The following is a 20,493-nucleotide window of genomic DNA, read 5'->3' on the forward strand; positions in this document are numbered from 1 at the left end:
AGAAACTATGAAACGACTTATCAAATCTTACGACCGCGTTTTTGCCGGGGTTTGCGGTGGAATTTCCGACTACATTAACCCCGAAATGGATCCCCTGATTATTCGTCTGTTGTGGGCCGTGTTCTCGGTGTTCAACCCGTTCCTGATCCTGGTTTACCTGGTGCTGGCTTTGGTGATGCCAACGTCGCAGGCCATCGAATCGAAATAAAGATCGCAGAACGTTTTAATCAATTAAACAGCAAGCAAAAAGAAATCCGGTTCTCCCTTAAGAGACCGGATTTTTTGGTTATCAAACGAAGTTGTTCGTCTTGCTTTATTTACCGGGTGACTCGCAGTCACCCGGTAAATAAAGTCATTATAGCAATCCTCTGTTCTTCAACAATGGCTTGATGTCCGGATCTTTGCCGCGGAAGTCGCGGAACATGGTTCCATAATCGCCGGTGCCCCCTTGCGAGAGGATCATGTCGCGGAAGCGTTGTCCGTTTTCGCGGGTCAGCCCACCGTTTTCTTCAAACCAGGCAAAGGCATCGTTGTCCAAAACTTCGGCCCAGCAGTAAGCGTAGTAACCGGCAGCATAGCCGCCGCCCCACACGTGATTAAAGTAGCTTGAGCGGTAGCGTGGTGGAACCTGCTCCAGGTAAGCGCCGTTCTTTTTCAAAGCTGCTACTTCAAAGGCGTCGGCATCTTCTACCTGATCGGCAACAGTGAGTGTGTGCCATTGCATATCCAGGATGGCTGCTTCCAGAAATTCGCTGAAGGCATAGCCCTGGTTGAAAGTAGCCGATTTCTTAATTTTTTCAACCAGTTCTTTCGGCATCGGTTCGCCGGTTTTGTAATGCTTGGCATAGTTGGCAAATACCGTTGGGTACAGTGCCCAGTGCTCGTTAAACTGCGAAGGCAGCTCTACAAAGTCGCGCGAAACATTGGTGCCCGAAAGGCTGGGGTATTGCTGGTTGGCAAATAATCCGTGCAGGGCGTGGCCAAACTCGTGGAACATGGTGGTTACATCGTCGTAGCTGATCAGGGCCGGTTCGCCCTCGGCAGGTTTTGCAAAGTTGCACACGTTGTAAATGACCGGTTTTTCGCCCAGTAATTTCGATTGCTCAACAATATTGCCCATCCAGGCACCACCCGATTTGTTGTCGCGTTTGAAATAGTCAACATAGAACAAACCAATGGTTGAACCATCTTCGTTGAAGATCTCGAACACGCGCACATCGTTGGCATAAACCGGAATGTCGTGACGTTCTTTAAAGGTGATGCCGTACAATTGTGTAGCGGCGTAGAATACACCATTCTCCATTACATTGTACATTTCGAAATAAGGCTTGATCTGACTTTCGTCCAAATCGTATTTTTCTTTGCGCACCTGTTCGGCATAGTAGTTCCAATCCCAGGCTTGCAACTTGAAGTTTCCGCCTTGCTTATCGATCAGTTTTTGAATGTCGGCAGCTTCGGCTTTGGCTTTGGCAATGGCTTGCGGAGCCAGCTGGTTCAGCAATTTCTCGGCAGACTCCGGCGTTTTGGCCATCTGGTTTTGCAGTTTCCATTCGGCGTAGCTGCTGAAACCCATCAGTTTTGCCTTTTGGGCGCGCAAAGTTGCCAGGCGTTCAATCATGGCGCGTGTGTCGTTTTGGTCACCTTTCTCAGCCCGGTTCCACGATGCTTCGAACAGTTTTTGGCGTGTTTCGCGGTTTTTCAGCGACTGTAAAGCCGGTTGTTGGGTGGTATTCAGAATCGGGATCATGAATTTTCCGGGCATGCCGGCAGCTTCAGCTTTTTGTGCGGCAGCGGCGATTTCACCATCCGACAGGCCGTCCAGCTCTTCTTTCGTATCTACAACTAACGCACCATCCTTGGCGGCTGCCAGCATGATATTGGTGAACTTGGTATTCAAAGTTGCTTCCTCTGCATTCAGCGCCTTCATTTCTTCTTTAGCCTCGTCCGATAGGTTGGCGCCGGCCATCTCGAAACGTTGGTAATATCTCTCAACCAGCTTTTTGGATTCGGCATCCAGATCCAGCTCGTCCCGGTTTTCATAAATCGTTTTTACACGTTGAAAAAGCTTGTCGTTCATGTAAATGGCATCCGAGTGAGCGGCCAGCTTGGGCGCTTCTTCTTCCTCGATGCGCTGAATTTCCGGGTTGGTATAGGCGCCTGCTAGCAAGCCGAACACGCCGGAAGCACGGTTCAGCGTTTGGCCGCTTTTTTCCATGGCCACCAAGGTATTTTCGAAAGTTGGCTTTTCCGGGTTATTGGCAATTTTCTCAATTTCGGCAATTTGCTCTTTCATCCCTTGCTCAATGGCAGGTTGAAAGTGCTCGTTTTTGATTTTGGTGAAATCAGGAGCGCCGTAGGGCAGGCTGCTTTCCGTCAATAAAGGGTTTTCTCCCATTGTTTCGCTGTTTTTTGTTTTTTGATTCGGCCCGCATGCTACGCTTAGAAGCGTCAGTGCGATTGCCGGAAGATAAAGAACTCGTTTCATAGACTAAAAGTTGTAATTAAATCCACCATTAATTAAAGGTATTGGTCGTGCCCGGCGTAAATTCATTACAGTATGTTTTGAAAAATGAATGGAGCCGGACATTTTCGACCGCACAAAATTACAGATCTGTTTTTATTGAAAAAATAAAGATGAGCTCGCGGGAACCACCAACAGGTTTGCTGCAAAAGGAGTCGCGCCGCCTGGTTTAGGCTGAGTCGAAATTTAAACTATCTCCGGTTCAATAGGAAACCACATCGCCCAAATCGCGGCTTTCACCGAAAGCACTGATGGCAGATTAAGGGTTAGTCAAAGCTCAGGGTTAATCCGGGTTCTCGGTCGGATACCGAGCCGGCTTTCAGTCTGGGATGTTTATTGGGTCTCAGAGCTATTGAGATACGAGTTTTAAAGAGACAGCAAAATGAAGGCTGTCCAATCGACTTCTTGGACAGCCTTATTGTCTCAAATTCTCGGTTTGACGATAAACGGAATCCTCTTTGGAGGAATACAGTAGCTTTTGTTTAATGTTTCTGTACTGCTTGCAGCCAGAAAATGAAATGCTTTATCGACAAAATTAGCCAGTGTACTAGCAAGAGAGTACTGATAAGTATCAAGCTAGATAGAAAAAGAATAATTAGACGAACTTTATCCATTTCTCATTATCCACAGAGTGCGTTGCTATGCGGTAACCGGAGCAGTAGTTAACCGGTCAACAGTACCTGCTTCAATGCGTAACCAGCCAATAATCCAGAGAATTAAACTGAGGGTGGAAACGCCACCAACCACCATACTGCCGACAAAAGGAATGATGCCGAATAAACTGGCAACGGCGAGTAAAACCATATTTATAACCAGTATTTTGGCGCCGCTTTGCCCAAGATCGCCAATTGCAGTCGATCTTTTCATTCTGAGGTAACCCGTTAACTCTACGATGAAAGCAACGATTGCAACAATTCCTGCAATGAGTCCCATTAACGGAATCATATCGAGAAAGGCAGCTACGATTAACAAAATCAAAGCCAGTCTGATTTTTTTAGCTCCCCTGGTTCCTTCTTCGTCCAGGTTGTGAATCAATTTTCCTAACCCTAAAAAGAAAAGGACTATACCAGCCAGTGCGATAATATTGAATGCAATGCCGCCCCCAATTTCTTTATAAATGAATAGTAGGCCTCCAATAAGGATCATTAAGGCACCTTTGGTTGCTGCATTACCGAATGAAAAATTAATAGCTCCTTTTAACAAGCTGTTGGCTATTAATAGCGTAATTATAGACAAAATTTGTGCAATAAGTTGCGCTGTTCCGTTTAAAAATAGGGCAATAAAACTAACCGATGCACCGGCAAGAATAATAAAAACAAACTTTTTGGCATTGGGATGAGTTGTAAGTTGCTCTGCGGTACTGATTTTCGATGCTGCGGTTAATACTAAGGCGATGCCAATTAGTGCAACAAAAGTTGATTGAAAATCGAACCCGCTGGCACCGGTAATCAACCCTCCTAAATCGTGGTCCGGAATGGCATTAAGCAGCAATATTAATATACCTCCAATAAGTAGTGTGAATGATTTTGTTAAGTTCTGTTTCATAAATTGAGTGTTAAAAATTTGTGATTTTTGATTTGTATTTTTGTTGATTAACGATATCTGATAATTTTAAAATTGCCGTCGGCTCCTCGAAATCCTTCGAACAAAACACGATCATCAGTCTGTCCATAATCGAAGAGGCGCTTATTCCCGTACACGAATTCGGTGCCGTACTTCCAGCTTAAGGCTGCAATTTCAACATCACTTTTTCTCAAATCGGTATAGAAGATTTGGTCAGCATTAGCATCTTTCCAATTAAACTCGGGCATAAACAGTTGTAGTTTGTTTATTGGAAAAGCATGAGCAGTGCGTTTTGACATGGCAGCATTGCCATTAATATCCTTATCACCTAAAAGGCCTAGTTTGAATTCCTTTTGATCGCTAAACAAAGCATTAAATTTTGTGCTGAATATTTTGTTGCCTTTGAGATCAATAAAATCAGCTGCTTTATCACGCTCTTTGGGTTTTACGGCTGCCCTTCCACAGTGAAAATCTTCGGGAACTTCATTTTGAGGTTCTTTTTGAAATGCAGCAAGTTCTTCACCCGAAAGGTTATTGTCTAATGTGGGCAGATAAAGCAATACATCTTCGTAGCCTAAGAAATCTAAGGCTCCCTTTGTCGGACATATTTTCCAGCCCTCTTTTCCTTTCGTTAAGTTGGCTTGCATCGTGTAGCTTCTGCCGCCATTTATTTTTAATTTATAATTTATGGTTGCAAACTGTTTGTCTTCAGCAATATGCTCCTCTATGGCTGTGACTTCGAATAAACCAGCAAGTGTCTCCTTATCAGTCTGCCTGGCTTCTGAATGAAAAAAGTCAATAACTTTCTTGTTATGGTCTTCAAAAACCGCTTTACGAACATCGGCCAATTCTAACTTAGTGCCAAGTTCCTCAAATTGGCCGTTACAGATTGCTTTGTAGCAATTTTGAATAAATTGTGTTGGCGATTCTTTTACACCACAGCTATGCAACAATATGGCAGTAAAAGAGACTGCTACAAGTAGTAAAATTTGTTTCATAGAGAAAGATAATTGCTTGGATTGGTTGTTATTATTAACCGAAGATCGATATCATCCATTTATCCTCAATTTTTCGAACTACGATCTCTTCTTCCTCCGCTTCGGCCCCTTTAATTTTAAGAATAAAAGTCACTTTAGCCTGTGTTTTTGCTTCATTGTATTTTGTATCAATTAGTTTAATGCCTTGGTATTCTATTTTTTCAAGGTTGTACTTCTGCTTTAACACCTCGGTAACCATTTTCGTGAGCCCGTTTAGCTCTTCAATAGTATCCGCTTGATCTTCCTGTTTTACCGGGGCAACTGGTTCGCCCTTGGCGTTCAATATAAGACCAACGTTTTCATTCGTTTTTCCTGAAAACATATTTGAATAAAATGTTTCCACGACTTTTTCGGGTGAATTTGATACCCCGCACGAAGCCAATACCACTACCATCAGGATTAACATGCAATTTTTCATCGTTAATTTTTTTGAATTTAGGTTGTTTTGATTTTTATTTTATGTATTGCGAAAAATAAGTAATAACGATAGATGTGTTTATTTTGTGATCGTTTGTTCGCGTTTATTCACTTTCTTATTTAATAAGCTGAATTTTGGCCTATGTTTATAAAGGTTGTTCTGTTTTTGTTTTTATTTGGCATGAAGAAACCTTATAAATAGCTGAATACAAAGCAATGTTAGTGTTGATTTATAAATCCGAACTTATTCGGTGGCTTACGGCGTCTTTTTACAATCTCGTACTGGTCGGAAGTAGGAAACTTCAACGAAAAACCAGAATTAGCTAAATGTTAGCTATGAGTACAAGAGCTTGATATCTTAAGTTTGGTGAGTTTGTTTGCGAATTATTTTAAATAGAAATTGATAAAATAGTCGGATAAAGTTTGGGGCGGGAAGCGGGACAATTATCGGAGCCTTTACAGGGAAATCCGGAACAGCCGATATTTTGCTTAACCAATGCTTAAAGTCAATGATTGCTCTTGCTGGATTTTTGAGTAAATCTTGAATATTTATGTATGCGTATTTAGAACCGAACTCAGGTTGTCAACGCCAATAAGACGTTGCTGAAAAGGTGTTCGGTTGATAAGAAGGGATAAAGAAAAGATCGTGCAAAGCGCTTTTTTGTCCCTTTGGATATACTGGAAAAATAATTGTACTCGTATTGTGTGTGTCGGAGGAGCGTTTTTTATACGGTTTAGTTTATTTATAAGTATCGTCTGGATATTTCGTGTGCTAAATCGTTCTTTGGATGTGACAATTTAAACGGTCGTTTTGTTATTCTGTTAGGTCAGCGAACGCTGTGTTTTTATAAACCGATGGAGTTACTCCTGTTAATTTTTTAAATGCCGAATTAAAGGCTGATTTGCTTTTAAATCCTGCTTTATTGCCAATGCCTTCAATGCTAAGGCGGTCAAATTCAGGTGTCCGAAGTAAACGCTGGGCTTCTTCAACCCTTAGTTGGTTTATAAATGTTGGGAAATTGCAGGAAAAACTATCATTGATTACTTGCGACAAGTAACTTGTATTTGTGTGTAACTCCCGTGCCGTTTCGTTAAGGGTGGTACCTGGATTTTGATAGAATTTCTGGTCTATTAGTTCGTTCAGCTTTTGTTTTATGCTCTGAACCAGTTCTGCTGAAAGATCCGGTTTTCCTACATTTGGTTCGTTGTGCGTTGATGGTTTTGAATTCTCACCAACTAAGATCTGTCTGCGCTTTTCCGTAGTTACAGCGACCAGTTCATCGTTCTTTTTAACCAACTCTTTGTATGATTGTAGTTTTAAGCGGTTTTGCCAATAATATACCAAACTAAAAATAATTGTAAGAAGCAATAAGGCCGATATACTAATTAGTAACACCCGATTTTTTAATAGAGTTGCATTATCCTTTTGCTTTTCAATCGTCATTTTTGCAAGCTGAAGATCCTTCTTCTCGGCCTCATATTTATTCCGCAAGTTCTCGGTTACTTGATACTTTTCAATATTAAAAAGACTATCGCTGTGATTATGAAATTTTCTTGCCCACTTATAAGCTTCCTTGTAATTCCGTTTTTCATCGTTTAAGATCATCATGTTTTCGTAATAATCTCGAAAATCATTTTCTCCCGACTCAATCAAAGACTGATATGATTTATTATAGAAATATTCTGTTTTAGTCCAATTCCGCTGATCGTAATACACATTACCAATATTTGTGTATACATTGGATCTTATGTACGGATTGTTTAATTCTTTATTCAATTCCAACACCTGAGTGTAGGTATCAATAGCCAAATCGTACTTTTGCTGTCTTTCGTATAAGGCTCCGAGGCTATTTAAAACATGTACTTGCTTTGAGTTCAGTCCGGCTTTCGAAAGTACTTTATCAGCTTCTAGCAGATACTTTTCTGCTTCGTTATATTTCTCCTGAATTAAAAGAATGGTGCCAATGTTCTGGTTGGTAACAGCAATGTTTTCTATATTTTCTAATTGTGTATTAAAAGTTAGCACTTTGTTAAAACAATCCAGACACTTTTCGTAATCCTGTTGGCGAAAATACATCTTCCCCAGGCTCCCATATAACAATGCCAGGCTTTTTGTATCGCCAATTTTTTCAGCTATTGCTAATCCTTCCATCAAAGCATCCATTGCCTTGGGATATTCGTTCTGCAGGGTGAAAATGTCTGATAGATAAATATTTCCCAATACAACCGTTTTATTGTTATTCGTTTGTTTGAAAAACTCAAGTGCTTCCGTACATAGCTTAAGAGCCTTTGTTTGATCACCATTTAATTGGTTAAAATGCGCATAATGGAGCTTTATTTTATTGACTGCCGAGCTATCTATATTGAATCGTTTTCCGTAAATTAACATGCTGTAAATGGAATCGGCCTGTCGACTAAGTCCTTGTTTTTCTTTTAAGTCAGCTTTTCGAAAAAGTCCGGCAACCGTTAATGAATCGTGTTTTATTTGAATTGCCCGGTTTATCCCTGAATCTAACATTAGTGCCGCCGAATCGGCATAAAGTACAGTTTGTTTTTCTGCTTTATCATAAAACTCTTTAATGCTTTCAATTTCCGGACTAAGGGCGGGAGTTTTTTCGCATGAATAGAGAAAAATGAGCAGTGCAAATACGAGCCAGATTGATGCTTGTTTTTTAGTAAATGGTTGAAAGGAAAGTTTCATGGGTTAAAGGTTGTTTTTACGTCAGGCATAAATATAACACATTCGTAATTATGAAACAATTACTGGGGTGGTTTCGGATATTCATATAGGCAATTGCAAAGTATCAGCCTATAAACAATAAGTTGAGACCTGTTATTATAGCATTGTTTAATTTCGGATAATTAACAGCCAGTAGTTGGTGGTTATTTGAATCTTGTCGGTCAGCACTCAAGTTAGCGACGATACCACTATCCCGATACTGGCCTGATAAGCCTAAAAACTGGATATGGAGATAGAAGGGAAGCTCTTTTCCCTCTGGAATTTTTTCCGGCCCTATTTGTTTTCGCAAGGTGCCGGGAGCCAAAGCGGAGGCAATTCTTCCATTAATGATGCGACAGTCTCTATTATTCGTTTTAGTCGAAACGATTGTTGGCTACCTGTTGCTTAGGTGTTTGTAAGATATTGTTTTGAAGTAGTTTAGATGTTCGCTCTGCTTAGTCGGCTTATGTTGTTCTATGAGCTCAATTTCTGCTGAGCTCAATTCGCCGCAATTGCTGATCGTTGGTGTTGTTGGTGTCAATGCTGAGTTCTCCCTTTTCAAACTTCTCGATCATCTCGCCGGCAATGCTGGTGTTGTTCGGGACGTTGGGCAGGTGCCCCCGCGCAAACCAGCCAGCTTCAACAATTTCCTTATTGTCGATGGTGATGGGGTGCTGGTCATCGGCTTCGGCCACAAAGCCAACCATCAGCGAGCCGGATAGGGGCCAGGGTTGGCTTTTGTAATAGTGCAGCTTCGTGATTTCCAACCCCACTTCTTCCTTTATTTCCCGGCGAACAGCTTGCTCCAGTGTTTCACCCACATCCACGTAACCGGCAATCAGGGCAAAGCGGTTGTTGGTGAAGCTTGCGTTTCGGGCCAGCAGGATTTTGTCGCCGCAAATAATCGCAGTGATCACCGCCGGCGAGATCTTCGGGAAAACCATGTTTTTGCACGACGGACAAACAAGCGCCCGTTCGTCGGTTTTGTGTTGCAATGGCGATCCGCATTTACCGCAAAACTTATTCTGCTTGTACCAGTTCATCAGCTGAAAGGCCGCAAGCGCTGTCCAGGCAACTTCGGGCTGGTCGATTGTCCGCATGAAATTCAGGTCCTTATAATCAAATTCAGCCGGGTTGGCTTCCGGTTTTTCTGAAATCAAAAAACAGGAGCTTTCGTTGAGGGTGAACAGGAAGGTTGCTGTTTGGCATGAAAGGGCCGGGAAGTCTTTCTTCCGGGGAATGAAAAATTGCTCGCCCACAGTTTTCAGCAACAGCTGGTTGTTCTCGAAATAGAACAGCCAGTCCGTATCAGCAACAAGCTGGTTGGCTTTGTATTCATTCTTGAATTGATGGGGAAAAATATCCTGGATCATGCGAGGTTGTGAATTGGTTAAACGATATTGTCCTCAAAATTAGTGAAGCTTCGGTCGTGTTATCCTGCTTCGGCGAACAACAGGCCGCTATTTAATCAAGACTTCAGAAATGCCGGCGCCTGATCGGTTTAGTTGCGGGGGATTTGCTGTAGGGAGAACAGTTTTGGGGTTTTTGCAAGTCGGGCATCTTGTTATCTTTGGGGCACCTAAATCAAGAATCCGTGAAATACACTTATTTAATTGTTGTGCTGGTTTGGTTGGCTTCGGCCTGCAGCAAACCAGCGACGAAGGAGTTATCGATCGTGCCTTATCCGGCGCAGCTCGAAAAAGTAAACGGCCAGTTCGACTTAACGGCCAACACCCGCTTGGTGGTGAACGACCAAGGCAAGTTTTCAACTGAAGTAGCCTTTCTGCAGGGGCTTATGCAGCAGGCAGTAGGCACAAAACTGTCGGAGGAAGACGGTGAGTCGACGATTGAACTGGCGTTGTCCGACAGCTTCTCTGCTCCCGAATCGTACGCCATCAATCTCACATCCAATAAGATTTTGCTGGCAGCAGGCGATGCAGCCGGGATGTTTTATGCCATCGAAAGTTTGCGGCAGCTGTTGCCGGCCTCGGTAGAACAGACGCCGGTTGACGGGGCGATCTCGATTCCGGCGCTCAACATTTACGATAAGCCGCGGTTTGGTTGGCGCGGGATGCACCTGGATGTGTCGCGCCATTTCTTTTCGGTGGATTACCTCAAGCGCTTTATCGATCGCATGGCGCTGTATAAACTGAATAAATTTCACCTGCACCTGACCGATGACCAGGGCTGGCGGATTGAAATTAAGCAGTATCCGCAACTGATCGCGCAGGGGGCCTGGCGAACGTTCAACTCGCAGGATTCAACCTGCATCGAAATGGCAAAGGAAAATCCGGATTATGCCCTCGACCCCAAACATATTGAAATGCGCGACGGCGTGCCGTATTACGGCGGGTTTTACACGCAGGAGCAGTTGCGCGAGCTGGTAAAATATGCCCAAGAGCGGCACGTGGAGATTGTTCCCGAGATTGACATGCCGGGGCACATGATGGCGGCCATCAATCTGTTTCCGCATCTTTCAACAACCGGCAAGTCGGCCTGGGGCAATGTGTTCTCGACGCCGTTGAACCCGGTGAGTGAGGAGACTTACACTTTTGTGGAGAATGTTTTGAATGAGGTTGTCGACATCTTTCCTTCAAAATACATTCATATTGGCGCCGACGAGGTGGAGAAACACAGCTGGAAGGAGTCGCAGGAATGCCGCGAGTTCATGTTGAAAAACGGCATCAAAGATTACGAGCACCTGCAAGGCTATTTTGTCGATCGGGTGGCGAAATTTCTGCAGGCCAAAGGAAAAAAAGTGGTGGTGTGGGACGATGCGCTGGAGGGCGGAATCGACTCATCGTTGCATGTGATGTACTGGCGAAATTGGGTGGCCGGCGTTCCCGAGAAGGTGGTGAACAATGGCAGTGAGCTGATTTTAACACCGGGTAATCCCCTGTACTTTTCGCGCCGCGACAGCCGGATGTTCAGCGTTTACAATATGAAATTGCATGGTTCGAAGTTTCCGACGGACAAACTGGATCAGCTGAAAGGAATGCAGGCTTGCCTGTGGTCCGAAACCATCCCCACGGAGATGGTGGCCGATCAGCTGATGTTTCCGCGGGCACTGGCCCTGGCCGAGCGTGCCTGGACCGACAGCCAAATGCTCGATTGGCAATCGTTTAAGTTTCGGGTGAAAGAGCAGCTTCAGCGCCTGCAATACCTCGGTGTCAAACTCGACTACAATCCTACTGCCGAGCTGATTCCTTTTATGGAAGTGGATACCGAGCAGCAACGGATTGGCATTCGCTTCGAGAGCGAAATGAGTGAGCCCACCGTGTATTACACGACTGATGGCTCGCTGCCCACGACGGCGTCGAACTTGTACACCGGGGAGTTTTTCGTTAGTGGCAGTGCCTCGATTTGCGCTGCGGTGTTTAAGGATGGACAACTGACTGAGCCGGTTTTACGCAAGCAGGTCGATTATCACAAGGCTATTGCCAAGCCGGTGAGCTACCAAAAGCCCTGGAACAGGGCCTATCCTGCAGGCGATGCCGGCGCTTTGACCGATGGCCTTCGTGGCGGCGATAGCTATGGCGACGGCAAATGGCAGGGCTTCACCAACGATGTGGATGTGACCGTTGATCTGGGACAGGTGGAAGAGTTGCATTCCTTCTCTGCCACATTCATGCAAATTATTAGTCCGGGGGTTTATATGCCGGGTTCGGTTGAGGTTTCTGTTTCGGCTGATGGCGAAAACTTTGAAAAGGTGCTCGATCTGAAAAATGATATTCCGACCGATGAGCAAAAGCTGGTTTTCAAGAATTTTGAGGGATCGCTGCAAGGGCAAAAAGCCCGCTATGTGCATGTTGTAGCCCGAAATACGCAGAAAGCTTTCCTGTTTACCGACGAGCTGGTGATTAACTAGGCTGTATAATCGATCGTGTACGGAGCCTGATTTCCGGTGGCAGTTTTGCCCCGGGGGTCAGGCTTTGTTGTTTGACGGGGCGCCGGGATTGAATTAACGATAGCTTCATTCTCTGGCATTAATTAGCTAATGGATAAGTCTTACTTTTGACCAAATTTTTTACAATGGATCAGAATAAGTTAAAAGGGCATTTGGCGATGCTGGCGGCGAATATTTCGTGGGGGCTGATGGCTCCCTTGTCGAAACTGGTGATGGGCAACCCGGTCATCAATCCGTGGATGCTGGTATCGTTTCGGGTGATTGGTGCTGCCATGGCTTTTTGGATCGCTTCGCTGTTTGTGAAGCGCGAACGTGTGCCGCTGGCCGATCTAAAGTTGCTGGCCATTGCTGCCTTGCTGGGCATCATTATGAATCAGGGGGTGTTCATCTTTGGGGTGTCACTAACTTCACCGATCAATGCGTCCATTGTAACCACTACGCTGCCCATTGTCACCATGATTATTGCTGCTTTCTACCTGAAAGAGCCCATCACCTGGGTGAAACTAAGCGGCATTTTGGTGGGCGCATCGGGCGCCCTGATGTTAATTTTGAGCAGTACCGTAGCTGGTGGTGTGGTAAGCAGCCGCGAGAGCCTGATGGGCATTGGCCTTTGTTTATTATCTCAGGTTTGTTACGCCACTTATTTTGTGCTGTTCAAAAACTCCATCAGCAAGTATCACCCCATCACGCAAATGAAATGGATGTTCCTGTTTGCGTCTGTTATCTATCTGCCGCTAAACTTCCGACAGCTGGTTACAACCGATTTTAGTGCTGTGCCGGTCAGTATTTTCGGCGACATTGCTTTCGTGGTTTTCGGGGCTACTTTCTTTTCGTATCTGATGATTCCCATTGGTCAGAAGTTCCTGCGCCCGACGGTGGCAACCATGTATAATAATGTGCAGCCGGTGGTGGCTTCGTTTGCAGCCGTCGTTTGGCAGCTCGACACCTTTGGCTGGCGCAAGGGGCTGGCCATTGTGCTGGTTTTTATCGGGGTTTATATTGTGACTCAAAGTAAGGCGCGCGATAATTCTGCCGGTGCCGACAATGCATCGAAATTGAAGCCGGAATTAAGTCCGGTTCGAAGCCGGAAAAACTGATGTGTGAGTCTCCCGAATTTGGATGGTCGATTTTAGGCCTCGCCGGTTTCGTTGGCTCGAATGGCCAGCAAAGTAAACGCCAGAGAAAGCAGGCAACTAATAAAAATAACCACTGCTGTTGAGCTCAGAATATTTCCCAATCCGACAAGTGGCGAAACGATACTTCCGGATAAGAACGGAAGAAAACCCAAAATAGCGGAGGCTGCACCACTGTTCTTTCGTTCGATATCCAAAGCCAGCGAGGACGTTGTTGGAAGGATAATTCCCAAAGCGGTCATTTGAGCAAAAATAACAAGCTCGAAAACGATCAGCCCGCCTTCCACGAATAAAATTAACGACAGTAAACAGCCCAGAGCAAACAGGCTGATGCCGCCAATGGCCAACGATTTTTGTAGCCGGAAGAAAGTTGCAACCCGGCTGCCCAGCATAATCCCCAACGAGTTGAGGGCAAAGCAAAGGCTGTAGCCAATTGGCCCCAGCCCGTAATGGTTCTGAAAGATAAATGGAGACGATGAAATGTAGCCGAACAGAAAACCCATCGCCATTGTTTGGCTCATCACGTAGAGCATAAACCGTTTGTTCCGGAGTATGGGGCCGAAGTTCCGAAAGGTGGAGAAGATATTGCCCTGAGCCCGCCTTTCAGGCTGAAGCGATTCCTTTAAATACAGGTTCGAGATGAAGAGGATGAGCCCGAGTGCCAGCAAAACAACGAAGATGCCCTGCCAGTTGGTGAATTTGATGGTGATACCTCCGAAAACCGGTGCGGCAATTGGCCCGAGGCCATTAACGACCATCAGCATCGAGAAGAAGGCGGTTAGCTCCTTACCTTTATAAAGGTCGGCAGCAACCGATTTCGAAACAACCACACCGCCTGCGCCTGCGATACCCTGCATGAAACGAAAAGCAACGAAGAGCTGGATTGTTGGCGAAAATATACAGGCAATGGTCGACAGCAAGAACAAAATCAGCGATCCGAGGATGGCCGGTTTGCGTCCGTACTTATCGCTCAGCGGGCCAACAAAAAGTTGACCGAGGCCTAGTCCGAGCATGCTCGATGTCAGGCTCAATTGCACCATCGAGGCGGAAGTGTTGAAGTAGTCGGTGATCGACGGGAAGCCCGGCAGGTAAAAGTCGGTTACAAAAGGGCCAAAGGCCGACAGCATACCCATGATCACCAACAGGTAGATTCTCGAATTTTTCTGAATGTCCATTGAATTGTTTTCCGTTCGCCGGCAAAAATAAAAAGAACAAGCGGGGCATTTCCTCCCGGGAACCCATAATGTCCAGGTGACAGGGAAGAGGTAATATTTGCTTCAGATTTGGGAGGTTTAAACGGATGGGAAGGTGAATGAAGCTGCTCAAATTCGACAGTGTGGTGCGGATTTCGTCTGTTAATTTTTCGCCATGAATGCAGGCTTGCGGTGTTTGTGTCCCTAAAATTCCGGCGGATTTTGATATCTTGAGAACGAACAGCCTGCGTTGAGGCGTTGGCTGTTCCATTTTCAAATCGATTCCGTTCGCGAATCTCAAATTGATACAGACATGACGACCCAATCGTATTTAAATCATCTTGAACCTTTTTTGAAGGCGATAAAACCCATGGAGCTCATCCCAACGGGTGCAGAACCTTATTATCGCCGCGATAAAGGGATTAAAGCACTTATTTTCGATATTTACGGAACCCTCATTATCTCGGCTTCCGGCGATATTATGCAGGCCGGCTACGATGCTTCCATGTTTAAGCGTTCGCTCGATGCTTCCGGCTTCGAGATTTTGGTTCCCGACTCGGGCCTGATGACAATTCATACTTTGTTTGAAGAAGAAGTTACACAAGGAAAAGAAGCGGCCAAGGCGGCCGGTACCCCTTTCCCTGAGTTGAATATTGTGGAAATTTGGCGCAAAACACTGAGCCGGGCCGAAGACCGCGGCTTAATTAAAGGAATCGACAAAGCCGATTTGCGACTGTTCACCTTCATTTTTGAGCTGAGCAGCAACCAGGTGTGGCCAATGCCGAAAATGACGAAGACTATTGACGCGTTGAGGGAGAAGGGCTACCCGCTGGGAATCGTCTCGAATGCCCAGTTTTACACTCCGGTAATGATGAATTATTTCTTCTCGGGGAAAATTCACGGTGAAGAATTTTTGGACGGATTTGAACGCGACCTTTCAGTTTTCAGTTATAAAATGTTGAAAGGAAAACCCGATACGGCCGTTTACGAAGCACTGGTTGAACCCCTGGCAAAGCGTGGCCTCAAACCATCGGAGGTGCTGTACGTTGGCAACGATATGCTGAAAGATATGTACGCCTCGCAACAAGTTGGTTTTAAAACCTGCTTTTATGCCGGCGACATGCGAGCCTACCGCTTGCGGAAAGACCATCCGCAGGCCTCGAAAACTAAACCGGACTATGTCATCACGGAGCTTTCGCAGCTCTTGGAAATTGTATAAACTATTAACCTAAATAAAAAACCGAGTATGGGCGATTTTCATCAAAACGGGAGTATTACCACCTTGCACAACCTCAACTATTCAACCCTTGAATACCTGGAGCAGCGCTTGGTGAAATACTCCAAAAAACGGAAAATGGGCTTGATCATTCCGGCATTGTATACCGAGCTGGAAAAGCCTGCTTTAAAGCACATTGTAGATACCCTGCAAAAAGTACCTTATCTCACCGAGATCACCATTGGGCTGGATCAGGCAACCAAGAAACAGTTTCAGCATGCCAAGGAATATTTCGCCGGCCTCGATTCGGAAAAATGTCGTTGCCGTGTGTTGTGGAACGACGGGCCCCGAATGATGGAGCTGCGTAAATTGTTTGAAGAAAAGAAAATATTTATCGGCGATCCCGGGAAAGGACGAAATGTATGGTTGTGCTTTGGCTACATGATTGCCTCGGGACGTTCCGAAGCGGTGGCCCTGCACGATGCCGATGTGATTACTTACGATCGCGAAATGCTGGCACGTTTGCTCTATCCGGTGGCCGACCCAACCTTTAACTATAAATTTTGCAAGGGCTTTTATTATCGCTCGGATGGTAAAAAACTCAACGGTCGTGTTACGCGTTTGATGGTCACCCCGCTGATCCGATCGCTGAAAAAGGTGTTTCCGGCAAACGACTTTCTCGATTTCCTCGATCATTTTCGGTATATCCTGGCCGGCGAATTTTCGATGCGTGCCGATATTATGAAAACGGTTCGGATTCCTTCCGACTGGGGATTGGAAGTTGGAATCCTCTCGGAGGTTCAGCGCAACAATGCCATTAACCGGATTTGCCAGGTCGAGATCGCCGATGCTTACGACCACAAACACCAGGACGAGTCGAACAGCGACCCCACCAGGGGGCTGTCGAAGATGAGCTTCGATATTGCACGCAGTATTTTTGCCAAGTTGGCAACGCAGGGCTCGGTGTTTAGCAAAGGCGTGGTGCGTACGGTAAAAGCAGTATACCTGCGCCTGGCCCTCGATATGGTGGAGCAGTATGCTGCCGATGCAGTCATCAACGGACTGAGCATGGACCGGCATAAAGAGGAACAGTCGGTGGATATGTTCGCCCAAAATATTTACCGGGCCGGGATCGATTTCCTGGATAACCCGGATCTTGTTCCTTTTATTCCCTCCTGGAAGCGTGTGATTGACGCAATTCCAGACGTGCTGGAACGTTTTAACGAAATTGTTGAAACCGACCACAAGGAGGTGTAGCAACCAGCAACCAGTAACCAGTAACCAGCAACCAGTAACTAGAAACTAGAAACGAGTAACCAGTAATCTGCGCATGGATATCCGTACCAAATCGAAAATCAGAAACCGGTTAAACCGGATTTACAACAAGTCTCTTTCCGAAGATTGGATTAATGACTTGTGTGATTTTATTGACGAACGCAAAAACAAAACACCGCGTAAACGCCCGGGCTGGGACGAAAAACAGGTTTTTCTGATCACCTACGGCGATATGATCCGCCAAAAAGGAGAGGCCCCCTTGCAAACCTTAAGGCGTTTCGCAATCGATAAGTTGAAAGGGATGATCTCAACCATTCACATCCTCCCTTTCTTCCCGTACAGTAGCGACGACGGTTTTTCGGTGATGGATTTTTATGCCGTGAACCCGGAGCTTGGCAGCTGGGACGATATCGAAAAGCTTGAGGAGGATTTTATCCTGATGGCCGACCTGGTGGCAAACCATGCCAGTAGTGTAGGGGTGTGGTTTAAGCAGTTTAAGGACGGAAAGGCGCCGGGCAAAGATTATTTCTTTGTGCCTCCCGCCGATTTCGATCATTCGAAGGTCATTCGTCCGCGAAGCACACCTTTGCTCACGGAGGTGTCCACTGCCAATGGCCCCCAAAAGGTGTGGACAACTTTCAGCGCCGATCAGGTCGACCTGGATTACGCCAACCCCGAGCTACTGAAGGAAATGCTCAACGTTTTCCTCTTTTATATGGCTAAGGGTATTCGGGTGGTGCGGCTCGATGCAATTGCCTTTTTGTGGAAAGCATCGGGAACAGCCTGTATGCATGAGCACGAAACACACGAGATTGTGAGCCTTTTTCGCGATGTGATGGATTATTGCTATCCCGGAGCTTTGTTGCTAACTGAAACCAATGTGCCGCATCGCGAAAATATCACTTATTTCGGACTGGGTGACGAGGCGCACCTGATTTACCAATTTGCCCTGCCTCCGCTGCTTTTGCATGCTTTGCATACCGGCAATGGTTTGTACCTCACCAATTGGGCCAAAGAGTTGAATGATCCGCGTCGCGGAACGACCTACCTCAATTTTACCTCTTCGCACGACGGTATTGGTGTGCGCCCTCTGGAGGGTATTATGCCCGATGAGGAGAAGATGCAGATGATTGAGAAGCTGAAGGAGTTTGGTGCGCGGGTAACGACTCGCCAGCTCGGCGACAAACATGTGCCCTATGAGATTAATGTGACCTATTTCGACGCGCTGAAAGGAACACGCAACGGCGAAGATCAGTATCAGGTAAAACGCTTCCTGCAGGCTCAAACCATCATGTTGTCCCTGCAAGGTGTGCCGGCCTTTTATTTTCTGAACCTCTTCGGTATTCCGAATGACGACGAAGGCGTCGCTGCTACAGGTGTCAATCGTTCCATTAACCGGCATAAGTTCAGCCTCGACGAGTTGAACGACTTGTTGCGGAATCATCCGGAGCATGCCGCCATTTTGGCCGAGCTGAACAAACGTACGGGGATACGCCGGAATATGGAGGCTTTTTCGCCTGAAACCCAACAGCTGGTGATCGATCTGGGAAGTGCATTTTTTTGTATTCTCCGTAAGGCTCATCATATCGAGGAGTCGCTGGTTTGCTTGTATAATTTGACCAATCAGCCGCAAAAGGTGATGCTGCCCGCTGGCTTAATGGAATTTTGCCGCGACATTTTAACCTGGGAGCTTGTAGATCCCGATGGCATCGAAATGAAGCCCTACCAGAGTTTATGGCTGCGAACACGTTTTATGTTTTAATGGATGCCGGATTTTTAGATGATAAGATACCAGATTGGAGACAAGAAGCAGAGCGCGAAGAGATAGGCGTTAAACCGAAGCGAATAGCCAATGCTCAATATTCAATTTAGAATATCGAATAAGAAATAAGGAATGAGAAAGTGGTGCTGACAGCCCGGAACTTGGTTTTGGAGGCAACCCCAGCGGGGTTAAATGTTTATAGAAAAAGAAAGGCCTCGACCCACTCCGCACGGCAGGGAAAAGCGCCAGGCTTGCTAATTTGAAATCACATAGATAAAAAAGAACACAAAGAGGAAAGGATTGAAGGAATCTCATTTACCACTTAACGATTGACCATTGACAATATGGCGAGAAGCAGAGCGCGAAGAGATAGACGTTAAACCGAGGCGAATATCCAATTCTCAATATTCAATTTAGAATATCGAATGTCTGATAGACTAAAATCTGAAGATCTAATGATCTGTTGAACTTTAAACCTGAAACAAAAAAGCAGATGAAAATATTGATTGCCCCCGATTCGTTCAAAGATTGTTTGGAAGCCGCTGATGTTGCCCGCTACCTGGGTGAAGGAATCCGCCGCGTGATTCCTGATGCTGAAATCAGGTCGATTCCGGTAGCTGATGGTGGCGAAGGTTTTGTGCAGACCATGCTTTCGGCGCTGGGTGGCGAGCGGGTGCAGCTGGCCGTTTGCGATCCGCTGATGCGCCAGGTTGAGGCTTTCTATGGTGTTTTGCCCGACGGAACCGCCGTGATTGAAATGGCCGCGGCATCCGGAATTGAGCACCTGACAGCGAACGAGCGAAACCCGTTAATCACAACAACATTTGGCACCGGGCAGCTGATGATGGATGCCATGGAACGAGGCTGCCGGAAAATTATCATTGGTATTGGAGGCAGTGCGACCAACGATGGCGGAATAGGAATGGCCCAGGCTTTAGGCTATCGGTTTCTGGATAAAAAAGGCCTTGAAGTGCCTCCCGGAGGAGGAGCACTGAACGAGATCGAGTCAATCGACTTCACGAATATTGATCCCTTGGTTGGCGAGACTGCCGTTTGGATTGCCTGCGATGTGAACAATCCGCTGACCGGTCCACGCGGAGCATCGGCGGTTTATGGGCCGCAAAAAGGTGCTACTCCTGAGTTGGTGGAGCGTCTGGATGCGAACCTGGGGCATCTGGCAACAGTTATCAAAAAGTATTTGAATATTGATGTGCTGGATTTGCCTGGCGGTGGCGCTGCCGGCGGACTTGGTGCCGGCTTGGTGGCTTTTGCCGGTGGTCGCCTGCAGGCTGGCTTCGACATCGTAAAAGAACAAACTCATTTGGAGGAAGCTGTTCGGCAAGCCGATATTGTACTGACTGGTGAAGGAAAGATGGATGGCCAGACCAAGCAGGGAAAAACGCCCTGGGGCGTGGCGCAGCTGGCTCAAAAACACGGCAAACCACTGTTTGCCTTTGCCGGCTTCCTGGGCGATGGCTATCGCGAACTGTACGACGAGGGATTCACCTCAATATTTGCCTTGCCCAATGGTCCCGCAAGCTTGGATGCCTGCATTGCCAATGCGCCGGTCTTGCTGGCCGACTCGGCCGAACAGCTGTTTCGGGCTTTGAAGATCAGTTTATAAAGCTCATTCGGAACTTCTTGCAGGCTCTTTTGAAGGATCGTGTTGCGGAGGAATTTCAGGAACGAGATGTCCATTGGGATGTTTTTGTAAATTTGACTCCTGAAATCGTATTTACAGCATAAAAAT

At 46.1% G+C, this 20,493-nt stretch carries 14 protein-coding genes; 7 read left to right on the forward strand and 7 right to left on the reverse strand.

Annotated elements, in window-relative coordinates:
- Positions 1 to 7: 7 nt before the first annotated feature.
- Entirely contained in the window at positions 8 to 208 is a 201-nt protein-coding gene (locus C8N47_RS07790) for a PspC domain-containing protein (protein ID WP_107821975.1), read from the forward strand.
- A gap of 147 nt (positions 209 to 355) precedes the next feature.
- Here the strand turns inward: C8N47_RS07790 and dcp are convergent, their stop codons facing one another.
- The 6 genes from dcp to nudC form a co-directional block, all read right to left on the reverse strand.
- Positions 356 to 2,395 (reverse strand): peptidyl-dipeptidase Dcp, encoded by a 2,040-nt coding sequence (dcp, locus tag C8N47_RS07795; protein ID WP_245915687.1) that lies wholly within the window; start codon positions 2,393 to 2,395, stop codon positions 356 to 358.
- A 765-nt stretch (positions 2,396 to 3,160) separates the two neighbouring features.
- Positions 3,161 to 4,066 (reverse strand): hypothetical protein, encoded by a 906-nt coding sequence (locus C8N47_RS07800; RefSeq protein ID WP_107821977.1) that lies wholly within the window; start codon positions 4,064 to 4,066, stop codon positions 3,161 to 3,163.
- Positions 4,067 to 4,113: 47 nt separating this feature from the next.
- Positions 4,114 to 5,082 (reverse strand): hypothetical protein, encoded by a 969-nt coding sequence (locus tag C8N47_RS07805; RefSeq protein WP_146161465.1) that lies wholly within the window; start codon positions 5,080 to 5,082, stop codon positions 4,114 to 4,116.
- A gap of 34 nt (positions 5,083 to 5,116) precedes the next feature.
- On the reverse strand, positions 5,117 to 5,539 hold the full coding sequence (locus C8N47_RS07810) for a hypothetical protein (RefSeq protein WP_146161466.1): 423 nt from the start codon (positions 5,537 to 5,539) through the stop codon (positions 5,117 to 5,119).
- A gap of 813 nt (positions 5,540 to 6,352) precedes the next feature.
- The gene (locus C8N47_RS07815; protein ID WP_107821980.1) at positions 6,353 to 8,239 is read right to left on the reverse strand and encodes a tetratricopeptide repeat protein; all 1,887 of its coding nucleotides are present in this window, start codon (positions 8,237 to 8,239) and stop codon (positions 6,353 to 6,355) included.
- Between the two features lie 500 nt (positions 8,240 to 8,739).
- Positions 8,740 to 9,630 carry an NAD(+) diphosphatase gene (gene nudC / locus C8N47_RS07820; RefSeq protein ID WP_107821981.1) on the reverse strand — a complete coding sequence of 297 codons (891 nt, stop codon included), beginning with the start codon at positions 9,628 to 9,630 and terminating at the stop codon, positions 8,740 to 8,742.
- Between the two features lie 221 nt (positions 9,631 to 9,851).
- Between nudC and C8N47_RS07825 the strand changes: the two genes are divergently transcribed.
- A complete protein-coding gene (locus C8N47_RS07825; RefSeq protein WP_146161467.1) occupies positions 9,852 to 12,125 on the forward strand; it encodes a glycoside hydrolase family 20 protein in 2,274 nt (757 codons plus the stop codon).
- 164 nt (positions 12,126 to 12,289) lie between these two features.
- Positions 12,290 to 13,261, forward strand: a complete 972-nt coding sequence (locus C8N47_RS07830) for a DMT family transporter (protein ID WP_107821983.1) — start codon at positions 12,290 to 12,292, stop codon at positions 13,259 to 13,261.
- A gap of 32 nt (positions 13,262 to 13,293) precedes the next feature.
- Here C8N47_RS07830 and C8N47_RS07835 read toward each other — a convergent pair whose 3' ends face one another.
- The gene (locus C8N47_RS07835) at positions 13,294 to 14,472 is read right to left on the reverse strand and encodes a multidrug effflux MFS transporter (protein WP_107821984.1); all 1,179 of its coding nucleotides are present in this window, start codon (positions 14,470 to 14,472) and stop codon (positions 13,294 to 13,296) included.
- 331 nt (positions 14,473 to 14,803) lie between these two features.
- Here C8N47_RS07835 and C8N47_RS07840 point away from each other — a divergent pair, with 331 nt between their 5' ends.
- The 4 genes from C8N47_RS07840 (at position 14,804) to C8N47_RS07855 (ending at position 20,367) form a co-directional block, all read left to right on the forward strand.
- The gene (locus tag C8N47_RS07840) at positions 14,804 to 15,709 is read left to right on the forward strand and encodes an HAD family hydrolase (protein WP_107821985.1); all 906 of its coding nucleotides are present in this window, start codon (positions 14,804 to 14,806) and stop codon (positions 15,707 to 15,709) included.
- Between the two features lie 27 nt (positions 15,710 to 15,736).
- Positions 15,737 to 16,963 (forward strand): glycosyltransferase family protein, encoded by a 1,227-nt coding sequence (locus C8N47_RS07845; protein ID WP_107821986.1) that lies wholly within the window; start codon positions 15,737 to 15,739, stop codon positions 16,961 to 16,963.
- Between the two features lie 73 nt (positions 16,964 to 17,036).
- Positions 17,037 to 18,743 carry a sugar phosphorylase gene (locus C8N47_RS07850; RefSeq protein WP_107821987.1) on the forward strand — a complete coding sequence of 569 codons (1,707 nt, stop codon included), beginning with the start codon at positions 17,037 to 17,039 and terminating at the stop codon, positions 18,741 to 18,743.
- Positions 18,744 to 19,236: 493 nt separating this feature from the next.
- Positions 19,237 to 20,367, forward strand: coding sequence for a glycerate kinase (locus tag C8N47_RS07855; protein ID WP_107821988.1), 1,131 nt, complete (start codon positions 19,237 to 19,239; stop codon positions 20,365 to 20,367).
- The last annotated feature ends 126 nt before the right edge of the window (positions 20,368 to 20,493 follow it).

Source organism: Mangrovibacterium marinum (assembly GCF_003046625.1).
In the GTDB taxonomy this organism is placed as follows: domain Bacteria; phylum Bacteroidota; class Bacteroidia; order Bacteroidales; family Prolixibacteraceae; genus Mangrovibacterium; species Mangrovibacterium marinum.

Excerpts from the sequence above, each read along its gene's own strand:
- C8N47_RS07790 (WP_107821975.1), top strand. The coding sequence starts at position 8 with ATGAAACGACTTATCAAATCTTACGACCGCGTTTTTGCCGGGGTTTGC.
- dcp (WP_245915687.1), bottom strand. The coding sequence starts at position 2,395 with ATGGGAGAAAACCCTTTATTGACGGAAAGCAGCCTGCCCTACGGCGCT.
- C8N47_RS07800 (WP_107821977.1), bottom strand. The coding sequence starts at position 4,066 with ATGAAACAGAACTTAACAAAATCATTCACACTACTTATTGGAGGTATA.
- C8N47_RS07805 (WP_146161465.1), bottom strand. The coding sequence starts at position 5,082 with ATGAAACAAATTTTACTACTTGTAGCAGTCTCTTTTACTGCCATATTG.
- C8N47_RS07810 (WP_146161466.1), bottom strand. The coding sequence starts at position 5,539 with ATGAAAAATTGCATGTTAATCCTGATGGTAGTGGTATTGGCTTCGTGC.
- C8N47_RS07815 (WP_107821980.1), bottom strand. The coding sequence starts at position 8,239 with ATGAAACTTTCCTTTCAACCATTTACTAAAAAACAAGCATCAATCTGG.
- nudC (WP_107821981.1), bottom strand. The coding sequence starts at position 9,630 with ATGATCCAGGATATTTTTCCCCATCAATTCAAGAATGAATACAAAGCC.
- C8N47_RS07830 (WP_107821983.1), top strand. The coding sequence starts at position 12,290 with ATGGATCAGAATAAGTTAAAAGGGCATTTGGCGATGCTGGCGGCGAAT.
- C8N47_RS07835 (WP_107821984.1), bottom strand. The coding sequence starts at position 14,472 with ATGGACATTCAGAAAAATTCGAGAATCTACCTGTTGGTGATCATGGGT.
- C8N47_RS07840 (WP_107821985.1), top strand. The coding sequence starts at position 14,804 with ATGACGACCCAATCGTATTTAAATCATCTTGAACCTTTTTTGAAGGCG.
- C8N47_RS07845 (WP_107821986.1), top strand. The coding sequence starts at position 15,737 with ATGGGCGATTTTCATCAAAACGGGAGTATTACCACCTTGCACAACCTC.
- C8N47_RS07850 (WP_107821987.1), top strand. The coding sequence starts at position 17,037 with ATGGATATCCGTACCAAATCGAAAATCAGAAACCGGTTAAACCGGATT.
- C8N47_RS07855 (WP_107821988.1), top strand. The coding sequence starts at position 19,237 with ATGAAAATATTGATTGCCCCCGATTCGTTCAAAGATTGTTTGGAAGCC.